The sequence below is a fragment of the Mesorhizobium sp. M2A.F.Ca.ET.046.03.2.1 genome (assembly GCF_003952425.1).
Lineage (GTDB): Bacteria > Pseudomonadota > Alphaproteobacteria > Rhizobiales > Rhizobiaceae > Mesorhizobium.
The window spans coordinates 1,844,357-1,862,027 of the sequence record NZ_CP034449.1 but is presented as its reverse complement, the minus strand read 5'-3'; the positions used below and the strand labels follow the sequence as shown (position 1 = coordinate 1,862,027).

Here is a 17,671-nt window from a genome sequence, read left to right as displayed (position 1 = left end):
GCAGCCTCCTCGTTACCTTGTGGCAGGGACGCCAAGCGCGCCGTCGTCCGGATGGCCGGACCGCTCTGCCGAACAGATTGTGCTTGTTTACCTTTGGGTTGGGAGGCGGCGGTTTATCGCATGATCGCCCGCAGGGAAACCCTTTGCGGGAAAATGGTCTTCCATTTTTCCCGTGTCTTCAATCCTTGCGGAAGATAATCCGACCTAGCCAGCCGGTCAGCATGGCGAGCGATATGGCGAACACGCCGTAGAGGAAGGAATAATCATGCGCGACCCGGAAGACCGACTGCTCGAAGCCCGATTTTCGGATCTCGAGCTGGGCCGAGCTTTCCTTGACGAACATGCCGCTCTTGAACAGGAACGCGCGGGCCTTGTGGGTTCCGACTGGCACGTTCGGCGCGAGCCTCACCGTGGCGCGAAACAGGTTCTGAGACAGGAACTGCACGCCGCCGACATTCTCGCTGTAGAGGCCTGTCGCTGCCTTGCGCTCGCGCAGCGCGGCGGTGAATTCCTGGATCGTCGCCGGGCTGTCGGTCTCGTCGGCGGGCTTCATGTAGAGGTTCTGCGCCCCGAGCGAGAGCTGCTTGTATTTGGCGGGCTCGGCGATGTCCTGCAGCGGCCGCGTCGTCGCGACGGAATAGGAGACAGGCACGTTCTCGAAGGTTTCGGAGTCCAGGTTGATCCAGACGCCGAGCACGCGGTCCTTGCGCCGCACCACGACCGGGCGCGGCGGCCCTTCGAGCACGACGACCACGTCGTAGCGGCCCTGTCTGGCGATCAGCGGGTCGGGATTTTCCAGCGATCCGAAGATGGTGAGGTCGGCGCCGGAGAAGCCCGCCGTGATGGAGATCGCGTCGGTCGAAAGGCCGATCTGGATGCTTTCGGTGGGCGGCGCCTGCGCCGTCGCCGGGGAAAGGGCAAAGAGCATCGACAACGAGGCGGCGGCTCCAAACGCTCTCAATCCCGCCATCAGTTGAGGCCCGCGGCGGACAGCGAATAGAGATTTGGCGGCGTCACGAAGAGATCGACGGCAAGGCGGATGGCGACGGCCAGCACCAGCATCGCCAAAAGCGCGCGCAGCTGCTCGCCGCGCAGCCTCTGGCCGGCCTTGGCGCCATATTGCGCGCCGGCGACGCCGCCGGCCATCAGCAGGAAGGCCAGGATCACGTCGACCGTCTGGTTGGTCGTGGCATGCACCAGCGTGGTGTAGGCCGAGGTGAAGATGATCTGGAACAGCGAGGTGCCGATAACGACATTGGTCGGCACCTTGAGCAGGTAGATCAGCGCCGGCACCATGATGAAGCCGCCGCCGACGCCCATGATCGACGACAGGAAGCCGATCCCGGCGCCGAGCCCGAGCACCGGGATGACGCTGACGAACAGCTTGGAGGCGCGGAAGCGCATCTTGAACGGCAGCCGGTGGATCCAGTTATGCTGGCCGGATTTCTTCAGCACGGGCGCCGCGCCGCTGCGGCTGGCGCGCAGCGCGTTGAGGCTCTCGACCAGCATCAGCCCGCCGACCGTGCCGAGCAGCACCACGTAGAGCAGCGAGATGAAGAGGTCGAGCTGGCCGAGCCGGCGCAACAGCGCGAAGACGTAGATGCCCGCGGTCGAGCCGACAATGCCGCCGGCCAGCAGCACGCCGCCCAGCTTGAAGTCGAGCGTGCCGCGCTTGAAGTGCGAGAGCGCGCCGGAGAAGGAAGAGGCGATGACCTGGTTGGCGCCGGTGGCGACCGCGATCGCGGGCGGGATGTTGTAGAAGATCAAAAGCGGCGTGATGAGGAAGCCGCCGCCGACCCCGAACATGCCCGACAGGAAGCCCACCGCCGCGCCCATCGCCAGCAGCACGAAGACGTTGACGGAAATTTCCGCGATCGGGAGATAGATGCCCACCCGGCTGTCTCGATCAGTTTGTCTGTCGGCGCACAGTGCCGTCCCCGGACACTAAAGCACCGAAAAGCCAATTTTTTCTTGCGCCGGTGCGGCGGCGGGTCAAAACCCCGCCGCCGCACCGAAACAAAAACCATCTCAATCAGTTAACAGGCAAATGTGTGGCAGGGCGTCGTGTATGCGACGCGCCTGCCGTTATTTCTTCGCCAAGAGCGCCTTGACGAGCGGCGCGTCGATCTCGCCGGTCGGCGTCATCTTGTTGTCGGTCTGGAAGGCCATGATCGCGGTCTTGGTCTTGCCGCCCATGACGCCGTCGGCGCCGCCGGCATCGTAGCCGTTCTTGTTGAGGATCAGCTGGATGTTCTTCACCGCCTTCTTCATGTCGATGCCGGCGGTGGTCTGCGGCGTGCTGTCCTGCCAGGATTCCGGAATGTCGGCCGAGTTGGCGGCGGCGTTGAGCGGCTTGGCCTTCCACAATTCCGTGGCGGCGCGCGCCCGCTCGAGCTGCTCGGGCCGCAGCGCATTGGCGATCTCGTCGCGCTTGGCTGAGGCGTCCTTGTCGCCGGTCTTGGCGACCAGGGCGAACCACTTGTAGGACTCTTCCAGGTTCTGCTTCATGCCGACGCCCTTGGCCGCCAGGATGCCGAGGTTGAACTGGCTGTCCTTGACGCCGAGGTCGGCGGCTTCCTGGAACCAGTGCGTCGCCGATTCATTGTCGGTCACCCCGTCCGCCGCCATGGCGAATAGCACCGCGAGATTGTGCATGGCGCTGGCGTTGCCCTGTTCGGCGGCGAGCTGGTAGTAGGTCTTGGCCTTCTTGATGTCGCGCGCGACGCCGATGCCCTTTTCGTAGAAATTGCCGATGCGGTATTCGGCCGGCGCGAAGCCGAGCTCGGCCGACTGCTCGTACCATTTGGCGGCGGCCTTCATGTCTTCCTTCACGCCGCGCGATTCAGCATAGCGCGAGCCGACCTCGAACAGCGCCTTGGCGTCGCCGCCGGCGGCGGCGTCGCGTAGCGCCACCGGACCGATTTCGGACGGAATGTCGAATTTGGCGGCTGCCGTCTGGCTCCCGGCCGGCGGCACGGTGCCTGTCGTGTCGGCGGAGGCTGCCGCAGGCGCGCTGGACGCGCCGCCGCCGGCTGCCGGACCGGCCGCCACGGGCTCCTTGGCCATCGGCTGCGTGTCGCCGTCCGTGTCCGTCGCAGTAGCAGCCGAGGCGGCGGGCTCGGATGGCGTCGCCGAAGCCATCGGGGCCGGTGCGGCAGGCGCTGCAAGCGCCACCGGCGCGGGTGCCGGTTCGGCCGGCGTGGCGGCTGCTCTTTCGGGACTTGCGGGGACAGATGCGGCCGGTGCCGTCTCTTGGACGGGCTCCGCCTGTCTGACGGGACGGGCAGGCGCGCTTTCGGGCTGTGCAGCGGCGTCAATCTTCGGTGTGTCGGTCTTCTGCGTGTCGGCCTGCGGCGCGGCGGTGGCGTTGAGCGAAGCCGTATCGACCGTTCGCGTGGAGAGAGCAGGCTGGTTGTTGGCCGTCTCGACCGGATCGGACAGGAAGGCTTTGCCCAGCTGCAGACCGGCCAGAGCCATCATGATGGCCGCCGCAGCCATCAGGATCGGCTTGCGCCGCGCCTTGAGCAGGTCGCCGATCCGCAGTGCCTTCACCGGGCCGGTCATGGTCGATTGCCGCTTCAGCGTGTCGGCTTCCGCCGCTGCCGCCTGGGCAGCGCGCCGGGCCGCGGCGATGAAATCCGACTTAGCGGCATCGCTGTCGGTGCGCCGGGCCGGCTGCCCGCCGCGCTCGTCTCGCACCCGCTTCATGATGGCATTGAGGTCCGGCGCACCGGAACCGGGCTCCAACGGCCGGTTGGCCGCCTTGGGGTCGAGTGGTTCGTCGATGTCGACGCCCGGCACGTCGCCGACCGGCGCCGAGCCGGCAAGCGGCTGCGTGTCCGCGTCCTTCTTGCTCTTGAAAGCGCGCGCCAGGCCGCTGAGCATGGATTTCCTGCGGCCGGCCGTCTCGCTCCTGTCGCCGACCGCATCCGGTCCCAGCGCCGCCATGGCGGCTGCTGCAGCAGCCTCGGCGGGCGTGCGCGGTACGCTCGGCTCGTCGCGCATGATCTCCGCGGCGCGGCCTTCAAGGCTAGCCATGTCTCCGGTGAGCGGCAGCGGCTGGTCGATATCCATCGAAGGCGCGTCCTGCACCGCGATCTTGCCGCCGCGGCCGCCGCGCTTGCTGGCCGGTTGCGGATCGACCAGCTCGCTGACCGCCTCGCTGGTCTCGGTCGCTTCCAGCGAGCCCAGCCTGTCGACGATCTTGAGCAGCGTGTCGTGGATTGCCTCGAAAGTCCGCGAATTGCGTTCGTCGGAGCGGCGGGTGAGCGCTTCGAGCGTCTTCAGATCCTGGGCGAGGCCGGCAACGGCGGTCGCGTTGGTCTGCGCCGTGCTGGAGGTCGACTCGGCGAGCGATTTGACGGCGCTCTCGGCCGCCTCGCGCGCCACGCTCAGAATGGAATCGCGCGTGCCGGCCAGCGACTTCTCGATCTCGTTTAGGCGCGGACTGATGTCCTCGAACTCGGGCAGCGGCGTGCCGGGCCTGGAAAGATGCGCCGATAGGCCGGCGACCTGCGCTTCCAGGCTGCGGATCAGCGCCGGATCGATGCCGGCGACCTGATGCGCCGACGATTCCAGCCGGCTGGAAATATCCTCGAGCCGGCTTTCGAGCCCGCGGATCGCCATATCGCTGGCGGGATCGGGCGCGCGCGTCTCGATGCGCTTGGCCAGAGCGGTGAAGCGGGCATCGATCGCTTCCATGATGCCGGCGCTGTCGTCTTGACGCATGCGCTGGTCGAGCCTATTCGCCACCTCGTCCAGCCGACGCTCCAGATCGTGGAACAACGCGTTGCTTTGTTCGATTGCGTCTCCCTGGCGGCGCTCGAGCAGCATCGACAGCGCGTCGAAGCGCTGCTCCAGGCCCTGGAAGATCTGGTCCGCGTCGGGCATGGCCGGCGCGCGGTCCATCTTGTCGGTGATGGAAGCGATCTGTTTGCCCAGACGCTCCATGGCCTGCTCGGGCAGATCGGTGCGGCCGGCCAGCTGGTCCACGCGGCTGGTGAGAAGATTGAGGCGGTCGAGGACCTCGGCGCCGGGCCGCGACTGCGCGACTTCTTCGATCTGCACCGCCAGCGAGGCCATGCGCTTCTCGATCCGGCCGAAGGTCTCGGGGTCGAAGGCATTGGCCTGCGCGGCTACCGTCGAGGCGACGATGGCGCGGGAAATCTCGTCCAGCCGCTCGTCGATCATGGCGAGCGTTTCGCCGCCGCGCGCGGTCTGCTGGCCGGCGAAGCGGTCGACCGCGCCGGCAAGCGTGCGCACCTTTTCCTCCAGCGAGCGCAGCGAAAGCGATTCCGGCAGGCTGTTGACGGCGCTGCTAATCTGCTCGAGCCGATCTGTCAGCACTGAAAGGCTAGGGCCTTCGGCGCGCTTGCGCTGGTCGGCGTCGACACGGTCCTCGAAAGCGCTCCAGCGGCGGTCGAAATCGTCCCAGCGGCGGTCGACCTTCTGCACGCTTTCCTCGCGCGCCAACGTGTCCAGCGCGCCCTTCACCTGTTCCAGTTCCAGCCGCAGCAGATTGACGCTGCGGTCATCACTTTTTTCGGCGAGCGACTGGATCGCTCCCGAAAGCCGCTCGAATTCGAGGCCGAGCTCGGCGCTGCTCTTGTCGGGCATCGCGCCGCGCTGGCTGTTGGCCTGCAGGGCGCGGTCGATATCCTGGCGAAACGCCTCGAATTCGCGCTGCAGGCCGGCGGTCATCTGGTGCCGAAGTTCCTCGCGCAGCCCGCGCAGCTCGACGGCGATCTTGCCGACCATGGCGACGCTGTCTTCCTGGCCGCGCACCCGGTCGATGTCGCGCGCGATCGCCTGATAGGCGGGCGCGGGGTTTTGCGGGGCGCGCTCCTGCGGCCACGGATTCTGCGGCGCCCGGTCCAGGGGTCTTTGCACGGCATAGGGATCCTCATACCAGCGCGGCGCCTGGCCGTAAGGCTGCGTGCTGGGATAACGCGGCTCGGCGGTCGGCCGTCGCGGGTCGGGGCGGTCGGGCATGTCGGCGCGCGTCCGGTCCAGCCTCTGCTCGAGCGTTTCGAGCGAGCGGTTCAGTTCTTCGAGCGAGGCATGCGGCCGACGTTGCCTGCCGGCGTTGAGTGTATCGAGATAGGACCGCTTGCTGTTCATCGATGCGCCCGTGTTCAGAGTGGCCGGCCAAAGACCGGTTTCCCAGTAGCCTGCCGGGTACGAAGCGAGCCGAGCGGTTTTGCTGCGGAGGAAGACGAGCTTCCCGGGTTTTACCCGCGCTTCGAAAACCGTGAAAAATTCGCTACAGGATAACCACGGGTGACCGACATGCGCACATTTCGCCCAACGTGGTAAACAAGGCGTTAACCAAGCTTAAGAAGTCGCGCATAAATCGTGAGCGGCATTTCGGGTGCGGCATAAAGGTTCGCTCCGACAACGCCCTTGCGTCACCCTGCGGCTGTCGATATAGGATTGACGTAAACGTAAAAGGTGCGAAGCCGTGCCTCTTGCGATTGATTTGTTGTTGCAACCACGATTGGAAGCACGCCCCCGCTTCCATTCAGGCGACGCTTGGTCCGCGACCGCGACGCCACCAGGGGAATGCCAGTGACCATGAAACTTGTTTCGCCCGGCGAAGCCGCGGCCAATACCAATGACATACCAGCCGAGGCAGGCGAGGAATTCGTCCGCATCGGTGAGATGGCCAAGAAATACGGCGTGACGCTGCGCACGCTGCGTTTCTATGAAGACAAGGGCCTTCTCAATCCTCATCGCGACGGCTCGACCCGTCTCTACACGCGCCGCGACAAGGCTCGGCTGAAGCTGATCCTGCTCGGCCGCAAGGTCGGGTTCTCGCTGCGCGACGTCAAGCAGATGATGGATCTCTACGATCCGACCGGCACCAACACCAAGCAGCTGCGGCTGGCGCTCGACAAGTCGGAGAAGCAGCTCGCTCGCCTGCAGAAGCAGCGGGCGCTGATCGATGATGCTATCGGCGAGCTGAGCAACTCGATGTCGGTCGTGCGGCAGATGCTCGTCGAGCGCACCGCGCCGCCGCAGGCCAGCGCCGCCGGCTGATCGCCCGCTCTTCCGGAATACCGGGACGTAGAAAGCCGCGTGGCTATGGCCGCGCGGCTTTTTTGTCGTCACAATGCCTGACCGCTCACAAAAATTTCAGGCTGCGACGAAGTTGACGTTTACGCAAACGTCAATATTTGCTATCGCAACATCGACATTGGCCCGGTCTCCCTGTCCGGGAGAGGCGACTTGCCGGCCGGGCCGGGACTGTAAGGGTGGAGGAAGGCATGACGATCTACAGGGCCCCGATCCAGGACACGCTGTTCGTGCTCAACGACGTGCTGGGCTATCAGCGCTATTCCAATCTTCCGGGCTTCTCGGACGCGACGCCCGACGTGGTCGAGGCGATCCTCGCCGAAGGCGCCAAGCTCGCCGAGAACGTCATGCATCCGCTGAACCGGGTTGGCGACATGGAAGGCTGCGTGCGCCATGACGACGGCTCGGTGACGACGCCGAAGGGCTTCAAGGACGCCTACGACCAGTATCGCGAGGGCGGCTGGATGGGGCTTGCAGCACCCGCCGAGTTCGGTGGCCAGGGCCTGCCCTATGCGGTCCACACTGCCGTCTCCGAATACATGATTTCGGCCAACATGGCGCTGATGATGTATCCCGGCCTGACGCAAGGCGCCATCGCGGCCATCGTCACCCATGGCACGGACGAACAGAGGGCCACTTGGCTGCCGAGGCTGATCGAGGGCGGCTGGACCGGCACCATGAACCTCACCGAGCCGCATTGCGGCACCGATCTCGGCCTGCTGCGCACCAAGGCCGTTCCCAACGGCGACGGCACTTACAGGATTTCCGGCCAGAAGATCTTCATCTCCGCCGGCGAGCACGACATGTCGGACAACATCGTCCATCTGGTGCTGGCCCGCGTCGAGGGCGCGCCGGAAGGCGTCAAGGGCATCTCGCTGTTCATCGTGCCGAAGTTCAAGCTTGATGCCGCTGGCAATCCCGGTGAGCGCAACACGCTCTCCTGCGGCTCGATCGAGGAGAAGATGGGCATCCACGGCAACTCGACCTGCGTCATGAATTATGACGAGGCCGAGGGCACGCTGCTCGGCGAATTGAACGGCGGCTTGAAGGCTATGTTCACCATGATGAACGAGGCCCGCCTCGGCGTCGGCCTGCAGGGGCTTTCGGTCTCCGAGATCGCCTATCAGAACGCCGTCTCCTACGCCAAGGACCGGCTGCAGGGGCGCTCGCTGTCGGGTGCCAAGGCGCCGGACAAGAAGGCCGATCCGATCATCGTCCATCCCGACATCCGCCGTTCGCTGATGACCATGAAGGCCTATAACGAGGCCGGCCGCGCGCTGGCATTGTGGACGGCGATCAAATCCGACGTCGCGCATCGTTCCGGCGACGACAAGGACCGCCAGGCGGCCGACGATTACACCGGCCTGATGACGCCGGTGGTCAAGGGCGTGCTCACCGACAAGGGTTTCGACCACGCGGTGATGGCCCAGCAGGTGTTCGGCGGCCACGGCTATATCGAAGAGCACGGCATGAGCCAGTTCGTGCGCGATGCCCGCATCGCCATGATCTATGAAGGTGCCAACGGCATCCAGGCGCTCGACCTCGTCGGCCGCAAGCTGGCGCAGAATGGCGGTCGCGCCGTGCAGGCCTTCTTCAAGGAGCTCGGCGAGTTCTGCGAGGAGAACCGCACTGATGAGAAGATGGCGCCCTTCACCAAGGCGCTGAAGAAGGGTCTCAACGACCTGCAAGCGGCTACGATGTGGCTGGTGCAGAACGCCATGGCCAAGCCCGACAACGCAGGCGCCGCCTCGACCGACTACATGCATCTCTTCGGTCTCGTGGCGCTGGGCTATATGTGGGCCCAGATGGCGAAGTCCGCGCAGGCCAAGCTCGCGGAAGGCGCCAACGGCGCTGCGCCATTCTACGATACCAAGCTGGTCACGGCGCGCTTCTTCATGGAGCGCATCATGCCGGAAACGGCGACGCGGCTTGCCCGCATTTCCAGTGGCGCGGACACGCTGATGGCGTTGCCGGCGGAAGCGTTCTAGATTCGGCGGGCCGGCGCCGCCGGCCCACAATCGTCGGAACGCGGAGGAAAACGTGGCGACAAATCCAGCCGAAATTCTTGGTCTTCCGAAGCCCGCCTGGGCGGCGGACGAGGTCGGCATGCTCTACGACATGGCGTCCCGCTTCATGGCCGAAGAGATCGCGCCGCGCTATGACGAGTTCGAGAAGAACGAGATGTTCGACCGAGAGAGCTGGCTGAAGGCGGGCGCCGCCGGGCTGCTCTGCGCTTCCATGCCGGAGAAATATGGCGGCTCGGGCGGGACTTTTGCGCATGAGAGCGCGATCATCGAGGCGATCGGCCATGTCGGCGTCGACGGTTTCGGCATCGGCCTGCACAATTCGATCGTCGCCCCCTACATCCTGCACTACGGCTCCGAGGAGCAGAAGCAGAAATGGCTGCCCAAGCTCGCGACCGGCGAGCTGATCGGCGCCATCGCCATGACCGAGCCCGGCGCCGGCTCCGATCTGCAGGGCGTCAAGACCCGTGCCGAGAAGGACGGCAACCACTACAAGATCAGCGGCTCGAAGACCTTCATCACCAATGGCCAGCTCGCCAATCTGATCATCGTCGTCACCAAGACCGATCCGGACAAGGGCGCCAAGGGCACCTCGCTGATCGTCGTCGAGACCGACGAGGCCGAGGGTTTTCAGCGCGGCCGCAACCTCGACAAGATCGGGCTGAAGTCGAACGACACGTCCGAGCTGTTCTTCAACGACGTGCGCGTGCCGACCTCCAACCTGCTCGGCCACGAGGAAGGCAAGGGCTTCGTCCAGCTGATGCAGCAATTGCCGCAGGAGCGCCTGCAGATTGGCACGGGCGCGATCGCCATGATCGAGCGGGCGCTGGCGCTCACCATCGATTACGTCAAGGAACGCAAGGCCTTCGGCAAGGCCGTCATCGATTTCCAGAACACCCAGTTCAAGCTGGCCGAACTGAAGACCGAGGCCACGATCGGCCGCGTCTTCTACAATGACTGCGTCGCCCGCCACATCGACGGCGGCCTCGACCCAGTGACCGCCTCGATGGCCAAATACTGGCTCAGCGACCTGCAGGGCAAAGTCGTCGACGAATGCCTTCAACTGCATGGCGGCTATGGCTACATGAATGAATATCCGATCGCCCGCATGTACCGCGACGCCCGCGTCCAGCGCATCTATGGCGGCACCAACGAGATCATGAAATTGCTGATCGGGCGCTCTCTCTGAGCGCGGCGGCCGGCAAAGCCAAGGAGCACGAAAATGACTGAGGCTTACGTCTATGACGCCGTGCGCACGCCGCGCGGCAGGGGCAAGAAGGATGGCGCGCTGCATGAGGTGCCGGCGGTGCGGCTCGCCGCGAAGACGCTCGAGGCGTTGCGCGACCGCAACGGGCTCGACACGGGCAATGTCGACGACATCATCTTCGGCTGCGTCGACCCGGTCGGCGAGGCGGGCTCGGTCATTCCGCGCGCCGCCGCCTTCGAGGCCGGCTACGATACCAAGGCGCCGGGCATGCAGATCTCGCGTTTCTGCGCTTCGGGCCTCGACGCCATCAATTTCGGCGCCGCCAAGATCGCGCAAGGGGCGGACGAGATCGTCATTGCCGGCGGCGTGGAATCCATGTCGCGCGTCGGCATGGGCATGTCCGGCGGTTCCTGGTTCATGGATCCGTCCGTAGGCCTGCCCGGCTGGTTCGTGCCGCAGGGCATCTCGGCCGACCTGATCGCCACGAAATACGGCTTTTCCCGCGATGACGTCGACGCCTATGCAGTCGAAAGCCAGAAGCGCGCCGGCAAGGCGTGGGAAGAGGGCCGCTTCAAGAACTCGGTGATCCCGATCAAAGACCAGAACGGCCTGTTGATCCTCGACCGCGACGAGCACATGCGGCCCACGACCGACATGCAGTCGCTGGCCTCGCTCAACCCGTCCTTCGTCATGCCGGGCGAAATGGGCGGCTTCGACGCGGTGGCGGTGCAGAAGCACCCGGAGGTCGAGGAAGTGAACCACGTCCACCATGCCGGCAATTCGTCGGGCATCGTCGACGGTGCTGCCGCCGTGCTGCTCGGCTCGAAGAAGGCCGGCAAGTCCATGGGCCTGAAGCCGCGCGCGCGCATCCGCGCCTTCGCCAATATCGGCTCGGAGCCGGTGCTGATGCTGACCGGTCCGGTCGACGTCACCGAGAAGCTCTTGAAGCGCGCCAAGATGAAGCAGTCGGACATCGACCTGTTCGAGCTCAACGAGGCCTTCGCCTCCGTCGTGCTGCGCTACATGCAGGCCTTCGACATCCCGCATGACCAGATCAACGTCAATGGCGGCGCGATCGCCATGGGCCATCCGCTCGGCGCCACCGGCGCCATGATCCTGGGCACGGTGCTGGACGAGCTGGAGCGCCGCGACCTCACCACCGCGCTGGTCACGCTCTGTATCGGCGCCGGCATGGGCACCGCCACCATCATCGAACGCGTCTGAGGGAGAGAAGAGATGAGCTACACCAATTTCACCCTCGACGTGGATGCCGACGGCATTGCCTTGATCACCTGGGACATGCCGGATCGTTCGATGAACGTCTTCACCGAAGAGGTGATGCGCGAGCTGGACGCCATCGTTGATAAGGTGGTCGGCGATGCCGCCATCAAGGGCGCGGTCATCACCTCCGGCAAGGATACATTCTCCGGCGGCGCCGACATCACCATGCTGCAGAAGATGCTGGCCACCTTCGCCGCGGAAAAAGAGAAGGATCTCGACAAGGCGACCAAGGCGCTGTTCGAGAATGCCGGCTATATGACCGGCCTGTTCCGCAAGATCGAGACTTCCGGCAAGCCTTGGGTGTCGGCGATCAACGGCACCTGCATGGGCGGCGCCTTCGAGATGTCGCTTGCCTGCCACGGCCGCGTCGCCGCCGATTCCGACAAGGTGAAGATGGCGCTTCCCGAAGTGAAGATCGGCATTTTCCCGGGCGCCGGCGGCACCCAGCGCGTGCCGCGGCTGACGGACCAGCAGCAGGCGCTGCAGATGCTGACCACCGGGCAGAACCTGTCGCCGCAAAAGGCGAAGCAGATGGGGCTGATCCATGAGATCGCGGAGCCGAAGAAGCTCGTCGAGACCGCCAAGGCGATGATCAAGAACGGCCTGAAGCCGGTGGCGCCCTGGGACGAGAAGGGCTTCAAGCTGCCGGGCGGTCCGATCTATTCGGCGGCCGGCGCCAATCTCTGGCCGCCGGCTATCGCCATCCTGCGCCGCGAGACCTATGGCAACTATCCGGCGGCGGCCGCGATCCTGAAATGCGTCTATGAAGGCCTGCTGGTTCCGTTCGACACCGCGCTCAGGATCGAGCAGCGCTATTTCACCGAGATCATGCAGACCAAGGAAGCGGCGGCGATGATCCGCTCGCTGTTCCTGTCGCTGCAGGAACTGAACAAGGGCGCGCGGCGCCCGGCCGGCGTGCCGGAAACCAAGTTCAAGAAGATCGGCATTCTCGGCGCCGGCTTCATGGGCGCCGGCATCGCCTATGTCACCGCGCGGGCCGGCATTCCGGTCGTGCTGCTCGACCGCGACCTGGCTTCGGCCGAGAAGGGCAAGGCGCATTCCGACAGCCTGATGGCCGATCAGGTCAAGAAGGGCCGCGCCAAGCCGGAAGACAAGGACAAGCTCCTGTCGCTGATCACGCCGACGGCGGACTATGCCGACCTTGCCGGCTGCGACCTCGTTGTAGAGGCGGTCTTCGAGGATTCGGGCGTGAAGAAGGATGCCACCGAGAAGGCCGAGGCGGTGCTGAAGTCGTCGGCGATCTTTGCTTCCAACACGTCCACGATTCCGATCACCGCCCTGGCAAAGAACTCGGCGCGGCCGAAGAACTTCATCGGCATCCACTTCTTCTCGCCGGTCGACAAGATGATGCTGGTGGAGATCATCCTCGGCAAGAAGACGGGCGACAAGGCCCTGGCCGTGGCCTTCGACTTTGTGCGCGCCATCAAGAAGACGCCGATCGTCGTCAACGACACGCGCGGCTTCTACGTCAACCGGTGCGTGCTGCGCTACATGTCGGAAGCCTACAAGATGCTGATCGAGGGCGTCCCGGCGCCGATGATCGAGAACGCCGCCAAGGCCGCCGGCATGCCGGTCGGCCCGCTCGCTCTGACCGACGAGACGGCCGTCGACCTTGCCCAGAAGATCATGAAGCAGACCATCCGGGATCTCGGCGAGAAGGCGGTCGACCCGAAGCAGATGGCGCTGATCAACACCATGGTCGACAGGCATGGCCGCTTCGGCCGCAAGAATGGCAAGGGTTTCTACGATTATCCGGCGAAGCCCGCGAAGAAGAAGCTGTGGCCGGGCCTGAAGGACCTCTATCCGCAGCTCAACCCTGACAAGATCGACTATGAGGAGTTGAAGCAGCGCCTTTTGGTCACCATCGCGTTGGAAGCGGCGCGCGTGATGGAGGAAGGCATCGTCACCGACCCGCGCGAGGCCGATGTCGGCTCGATCCTCGCCTTCGGCTTCGCGCCCTTCACCGGCGGCGCACTCTCCTACATCGACGGCATCGGCGCCAACCGTTTCGTCAAGATCGCCAAGGGCCTGCAGAAGAAATATGGCGCCGAGTTCAAGGTGCCGAAGCTTCTGCTCGACATGGCCGAGAAGGGCGAGACCTTTTACCAGCGCTTCGACCCCTACCAGAAGGGCGAGGTCAGAGAGGCGGCCTGACGAACCCCGACCATGTATGTCTGGGGGCGAATGGCACGCACCATGGCCACGGCGTCGAGCCGTGGTCCCTATCGGGCCGGCGAGGAAAGCCGGCTGGCCTTTCGCTGCCTGCCGATCGACATCGACTTCAACCTGCATCTGAACAACGCCCGCTACATGATGCTGGCCGATCTCGGCCGCATCGACATCTTCCTGCGCATCGGCCTCATCGCGCTGGCGCGCAAGAATGGCTGGGCGCCGATGATCGGCGGGCTTGAGGTCGCCTATGTGCGCGAGATCAGGCTGTGGCGCCGCTTCGAGGTCGTCTCGTCGATCGAGACCTGGGAAGGGACGTCAGTCATCGGCCGGCACCGCTTTGTCCTCGATGGCGGCGAGACGGCGGCACTGATCCTGACCACGGGCGGCGTCTATGACCGCGGCGGGCGTCGCTTCCTCGACATCGACGAGGTCGTCGCGGCGCTCGGCCGCGCCGCCCGGCCGCGTCCGCCGACCGAAACCGAGCGCGCCTTCATGATTTCGCACAAGAATTTGCGCGAGCAGGCCAAGCAGGTCTGATCGTCGGCGATCCGACCCTTCGCCAGTGGACAATCAGATGGTCGCGCGCTAGACAGGCTTGAGGCATTTTTTCCTGTTTTCGAAGGAGAGCGGACTTGCTCTCACACGATCGCGTCTGGGCCGCAATCGACGCTCTCGCCGAGCGCTATTCGCTGTCGGCTTCCGGCCTTGCCCGGCGCGCGGGCCTGGATTCGACGGCCTTCAACAAGTCGAAGCGCCTGTCGTCCGACGGAAGGCCGCGCTGGCCCTCGACCGAATCGCTGGCCAAGATCATCGAGGCCACCGGCGCGTCGCTCGAGGAATTCACCGGACTGGTCGAAGGGCGCGCTGCCTCCGTCGCCCAACACCGCAGCGCCGTTCCCCTGCTCGGCTTCGCCCAGGCCGGCGCGGGCGGCTTCTTCGACGATGCCGGCTATCCGGCGGGGCAGGGCTGGGATCTGGTCGAGCTTCCCGCGCGGGCGACCGAGACCTCATACGCGCTGCAGGTGCAAGGCGATTCCATGCTGCCGCTCTACCGCAATGGCGATGTGCTGATCGTCGAACCCGGCGCGCCGACGCGCAAGGGCGACCGTGTCGTCGTCAAGACCACCGCCGGGGAGGTGATGGCCAAGGTGCTCGACCGGCAAACGGTGAAGTCGATCGTGCTGGTTTCGCTCAACCCCGCCCATCCGGACCGTGACATCCCGACGCGCGAAATCGAATGGGTGGCGCGCATCGTCTGGGCGAGCCAGTAGGTTCGGGCCGGTGCGGCTTCTTCAAATCATCCTGACGGTTCTGGCGGTTCCGGTGATGGCCGCGCTCGTTGTGGCGGGCGGCCGCGTGGTCAAGGGGCATGAGAGCGTCATCACAGTCGATCAGATCGATCCCATCGCCGATGCGCTCCCCATTTCCGGGGACGATGCACTCTCCGCCTCCGGCGCGAATACGCTCCCGGAAGAGCCGACGACCGCGGCCATTCCCGCGCCAGCCGCTCCACCGAACCCCGCTGTTCACTCGAGGGCCATCGATCCCGACGTCGTGGCGCCGCCCGAGCTGTCGGACCAGGAACTCGAACGGGTCGAACCGCGCGCGCCGCTCAGCGATCTGGCGCTGGCCGGACCGCCCAAGCCGCCCAAAACGAAGATGCCGGGCGACTGGAACGGCACCAAATTGTTCCAGCCGGTCGCCACCGCCGCCGGGCTGATCGAGGCGAAGGGCTATGCGGTCTCCGTGTCCGGCGTGGACGCCGTCAAGACGGACGAGACCTGCAGCGACCAGGGCCAGACCTGGGCCTGCGGCACGCGCGCCAGGACAGCCTTCCGCGCGTTCCTGCGCGGCCGAGCGGTCGCCTGCGCGGTGCCGCCGGAGGGCGGCCGCGATACCATTTCCGCCGAATGCCATATCGGCAATCAGGACATCGGCCAGTGGCTGGTCGAGAACGGCTGGGCGCGCGCCGCGCAAGGCGGCCCCTATGTCGAGGCCGAGAACAAGGCCCGCTCCGGGAAGAAGGGTATTTTTGGCCCGGCGCCGAAGCTTGACGGCCTGCCGGCGGTGCCGGCCATGTCGGGTCCGGCGCCCGTGGCGCCGGATTCGATCCTGCCGGCCGAGGGCGGCGCCGTTACGCCGCCAACTGACCAGCCAGCGCCCGCTCAATAAGCGCGCGCGTCTCGGCAATGCCGTAGAGTGCGGCGAAGGAACCGAAGCGCGGTCCGCGTTCCTGCCCGATCAGCACCTGGTAGATCATCTGGAAGAAGGCGACGGACACGCCGGGTCCGCCTTCCGGGCTCTGCTTGGAATGGTCTTGGTAGCGCTCGATCTTGCGCGCCACGTTGAGCGCGGCATTCTGGATCGCTTCGCTGTCGGCGCCTTGCGGCAGCGCGCCGAGCGCGTCGGAAAGCCTCGCCAACGCCTCGCGCTCCACCTCGTCGGCGGCGCGGTAAACCTTGGTCGGCTTCACGAAGTCGTCGAAGTAGCGGATCGCGTAGCCGGTCAGCCGGTCGAGCTCCGGATGCGTCTTCGGCGTCACGCCAGGCGCATGCCGCGAGATGAAACCCCACAGCACCGCCTTGTCATGGGCGTTGGAGGCGCTCACCAGGTTGAGCAGCAGCGCGAACGGCACCGGCAGGTCGATGGCCGGCGGGTTGCCGTCATGCATGTGCCAGACCGGATTGCCCAGCCGCTCCTTCCAGTCCTGGCGCGGATAGGCGCCAAGGAAAGCGTAATACTCGTCCACCGCCTTCGGGATGACGTCGAAATAGAGCTTCTTCGCCTGCCGCGGCCGCTGGTACATATAGAGGCCGAGGCTCTCCGTCGGCGCATAGGTCAGCCACTCGTCGATGGTCAGGCCATTGCCCTTCGACTTCGAAATCTTCTGGCCTTCCTCGTCGAGGAACAACTCGTAGACGAAATGCTCCGGCGCGCGGCCGCCGAGGATGTTGCAGATGCGGTCGTAGATCGCCGCATTGGTCTGGTGGTCCTTGCCGAACATCTCGAAATCGACGCCGAGCGCCGCCCAGCGCATGCCGAAATCCGGCTTCCACTGCAGCTTCACATGGCCGCCCGTGACGGGCAGCGTCGTCTCGGTGCCTTCGTCGTCGAAAGTGACGGTGCCGGCCTTTGCGTCGACATTTATCATCGGCACGTAGAGCACGCGGCCGCTCTTCGGCGAGATCGGCAGGAACGGGCTGTAGGTCGCCTGGCGCTCCGGCCCGAGCGTCGGCAGCATCACACCCATGATGTCGTCATAGCGTTCGGCGGCGCGCAGCAGCACCTCGTCGAAGCGGCCGGCCTTGTAGTACTTGGTCGCGCTGGCGAACTCGTAATCGAAGCCGAACGTGTCGAGGAAGCGGCACAGCATCGCGTTGTTGTGGTCGGCGAAGCTCGCATAGTCGCCGCCGAACGGATTGGGCACCGAGGTCAGCGGCATATGCAGATAGGGCTCGAGCGCGGCGCGGTCCGGCACGTTGTCGGGGATCTTGCGCATGCCGTCCATATCGTCGGAGAAGCACAGAAGCTTGGTCTTGACCTTGTCCTGCGTCAGCACGCGGAAGGCATGCCGCACCATGGTTGTGCGCGCCACCTCGCCGAAGGTGCCGATATGCGGCAGGCCGGACGGGCCGTAGCCGGTCTCGAACAGCACGGTCTCGGGGAAATCCTTGCCCTTGTACCGGGCGATGATTTTCTTCGCTTCCTCGAACGGCCAGGCCTTGCTCTCGGCCGCCGCGGCAAGCATCTCGGGATTGAGATCGATGATGTTTGATCCCGTCATATCGAAGTTCCAGTCATGGCCGTCTTGCGGCGGATAAGATTTGTCGACCGGTCTCTAGGCGCGACGGGCCGGAGCGTCAACGATTTGCGGCGGTTTTCCTTGCGGCGC

At 65.4% G+C, this 17,671-nt stretch carries 12 protein-coding genes; 8 read left to right on the top strand and 4 right to left on the bottom strand.

Going from position 1 to position 17,671, the window contains the following annotated elements:
* Positions 1-178: 178 nt before the first annotated feature.
* From EJ072_RS08870 to EJ072_RS08860, 3 genes are all read right to left on the bottom strand, one after another.
* Positions 179-970, bottom strand: coding sequence for a TIGR02186 family protein (locus EJ072_RS08870; protein ID WP_126079364.1), 792 nt, complete (start codon positions 968-970; stop codon positions 179-181).
* A complete protein-coding gene (locus tag EJ072_RS08865; RefSeq protein WP_095819366.1) occupies positions 970-1,893 on the bottom strand; it encodes a sulfite exporter TauE/SafE family protein in 924 nt (307 codons plus the stop codon). Before EJ072_RS08865 ends, EJ072_RS08870 begins: the two co-directional genes overlap by 1 nt.
* Before the next feature lie 192 nt (positions 1,894-2,085).
* A complete protein-coding gene (locus EJ072_RS08860) occupies positions 2,086-6,120 on the bottom strand; it encodes an SEL1-like repeat protein (protein WP_126079363.1) in 4,035 nt (1,344 codons plus the stop codon).
* 453 nt (positions 6,121-6,573) lie between these two features.
* Here EJ072_RS08860 and EJ072_RS08855 point away from each other — a divergent pair, with 453 nt between their 5' ends.
* The 8 genes from EJ072_RS08855 (at position 6,574) to EJ072_RS08820 (ending at position 15,951) form a co-directional block, all read left to right on the top strand.
* Entirely contained in the window at positions 6,574-7,038 is a 465-nt protein-coding gene (locus EJ072_RS08855) for a MerR family DNA-binding transcriptional regulator (RefSeq protein ID WP_126083563.1), read from the top strand.
* Between the two features lie 227 nt (positions 7,039-7,265).
* Positions 7,266-9,062 carry an acyl-CoA dehydrogenase gene (locus tag EJ072_RS08850; RefSeq protein ID WP_126079362.1) on the top strand — a complete coding sequence of 599 codons (1,797 nt, stop codon included), beginning with the start codon at positions 7,266-7,268 and terminating at the stop codon, positions 9,060-9,062.
* A 52-nt stretch (positions 9,063-9,114) separates the two neighbouring features.
* Positions 9,115-10,287 (top strand): acyl-CoA dehydrogenase family protein, encoded by a 1,173-nt coding sequence (locus EJ072_RS08845; RefSeq protein WP_126079361.1) that lies wholly within the window; start codon positions 9,115-9,117, stop codon positions 10,285-10,287.
* 33 nt (positions 10,288-10,320) lie between these two features.
* Positions 10,321-11,529, top strand: coding sequence for an acetyl-CoA C-acetyltransferase (locus EJ072_RS08840; RefSeq protein WP_126079360.1), 1,209 nt, complete (start codon positions 10,321-10,323; stop codon positions 11,527-11,529).
* A 12-nt stretch (positions 11,530-11,541) separates the two neighbouring features.
* A complete protein-coding gene (locus tag EJ072_RS08835) occupies positions 11,542-13,761 on the top strand; it encodes a 3-hydroxyacyl-CoA dehydrogenase NAD-binding domain-containing protein (RefSeq protein ID WP_126079359.1) in 2,220 nt (739 codons plus the stop codon).
* A 12-nt stretch (positions 13,762-13,773) separates the two neighbouring features.
* Positions 13,774-14,316 (top strand): thioesterase family protein, encoded by a 543-nt coding sequence (locus tag EJ072_RS08830; RefSeq protein WP_126079358.1) that lies wholly within the window; start codon positions 13,774-13,776, stop codon positions 14,314-14,316.
* A 95-nt stretch (positions 14,317-14,411) separates the two neighbouring features.
* Positions 14,412-15,050, top strand: a complete 639-nt coding sequence (locus EJ072_RS08825) for a helix-turn-helix transcriptional regulator (RefSeq protein WP_126079357.1) — start codon at positions 14,412-14,414, stop codon at positions 15,048-15,050.
* 10 nt (positions 15,051-15,060) lie between these two features.
* A complete protein-coding gene (locus EJ072_RS08820) occupies positions 15,061-15,951 on the top strand; it encodes a thermonuclease family protein (RefSeq protein ID WP_245467260.1) in 891 nt (296 codons plus the stop codon).
* Here the strand turns inward: EJ072_RS08820 and EJ072_RS08815 are convergent.
* Positions 15,914-17,563: a lysine--tRNA ligase gene (locus EJ072_RS08815; protein WP_126079356.1), complete on the bottom strand. Its 1,650-nt coding sequence runs from the start codon at positions 17,561-17,563 to the stop codon at positions 15,914-15,916. The two genes, EJ072_RS08820 and EJ072_RS08815, sit on opposite strands and share 38 nt — an antisense overlap.
* Between the last annotated feature and the right edge of the window lie 108 nt (positions 17,564-17,671).

Bases quoted from the DNA above. Each gene is read 5' to 3' on its own strand.
- EJ072_RS08855 (WP_126083563.1), top strand. From the start codon at position 6,574: ATGAAACTTGTTTCGCCCGGCGAAGCCGCGGCCAATACCAATGACATA.
- EJ072_RS08840 (WP_126079360.1), top strand. From the start codon at position 10,321: ATGACTGAGGCTTACGTCTATGACGCCGTGCGCACGCCGCGCGGCAGG.
- EJ072_RS08850 (WP_126079362.1), top strand. From the start codon at position 7,266: ATGACGATCTACAGGGCCCCGATCCAGGACACGCTGTTCGTGCTCAAC.
- EJ072_RS08860 (WP_126079363.1), bottom strand. From the start codon at position 6,120: ATGAACAGCAAGCGGTCCTATCTCGATACACTCAACGCCGGCAGGCAA.
- EJ072_RS08815 (WP_126079356.1), bottom strand. From the start codon at position 17,563: ATGACGGGATCAAACATCATCGATCTCAATCCCGAGATGCTTGCCGCG.
- EJ072_RS08830 (WP_126079358.1), top strand. From the start codon at position 13,774: ATGTATGTCTGGGGGCGAATGGCACGCACCATGGCCACGGCGTCGAGC.
- EJ072_RS08835 (WP_126079359.1), top strand. From the start codon at position 11,542: ATGAGCTACACCAATTTCACCCTCGACGTGGATGCCGACGGCATTGCC.
- EJ072_RS08870 (WP_126079364.1), bottom strand. From the start codon at position 970: ATGGCGGGATTGAGAGCGTTTGGAGCCGCCGCCTCGTTGTCGATGCTC.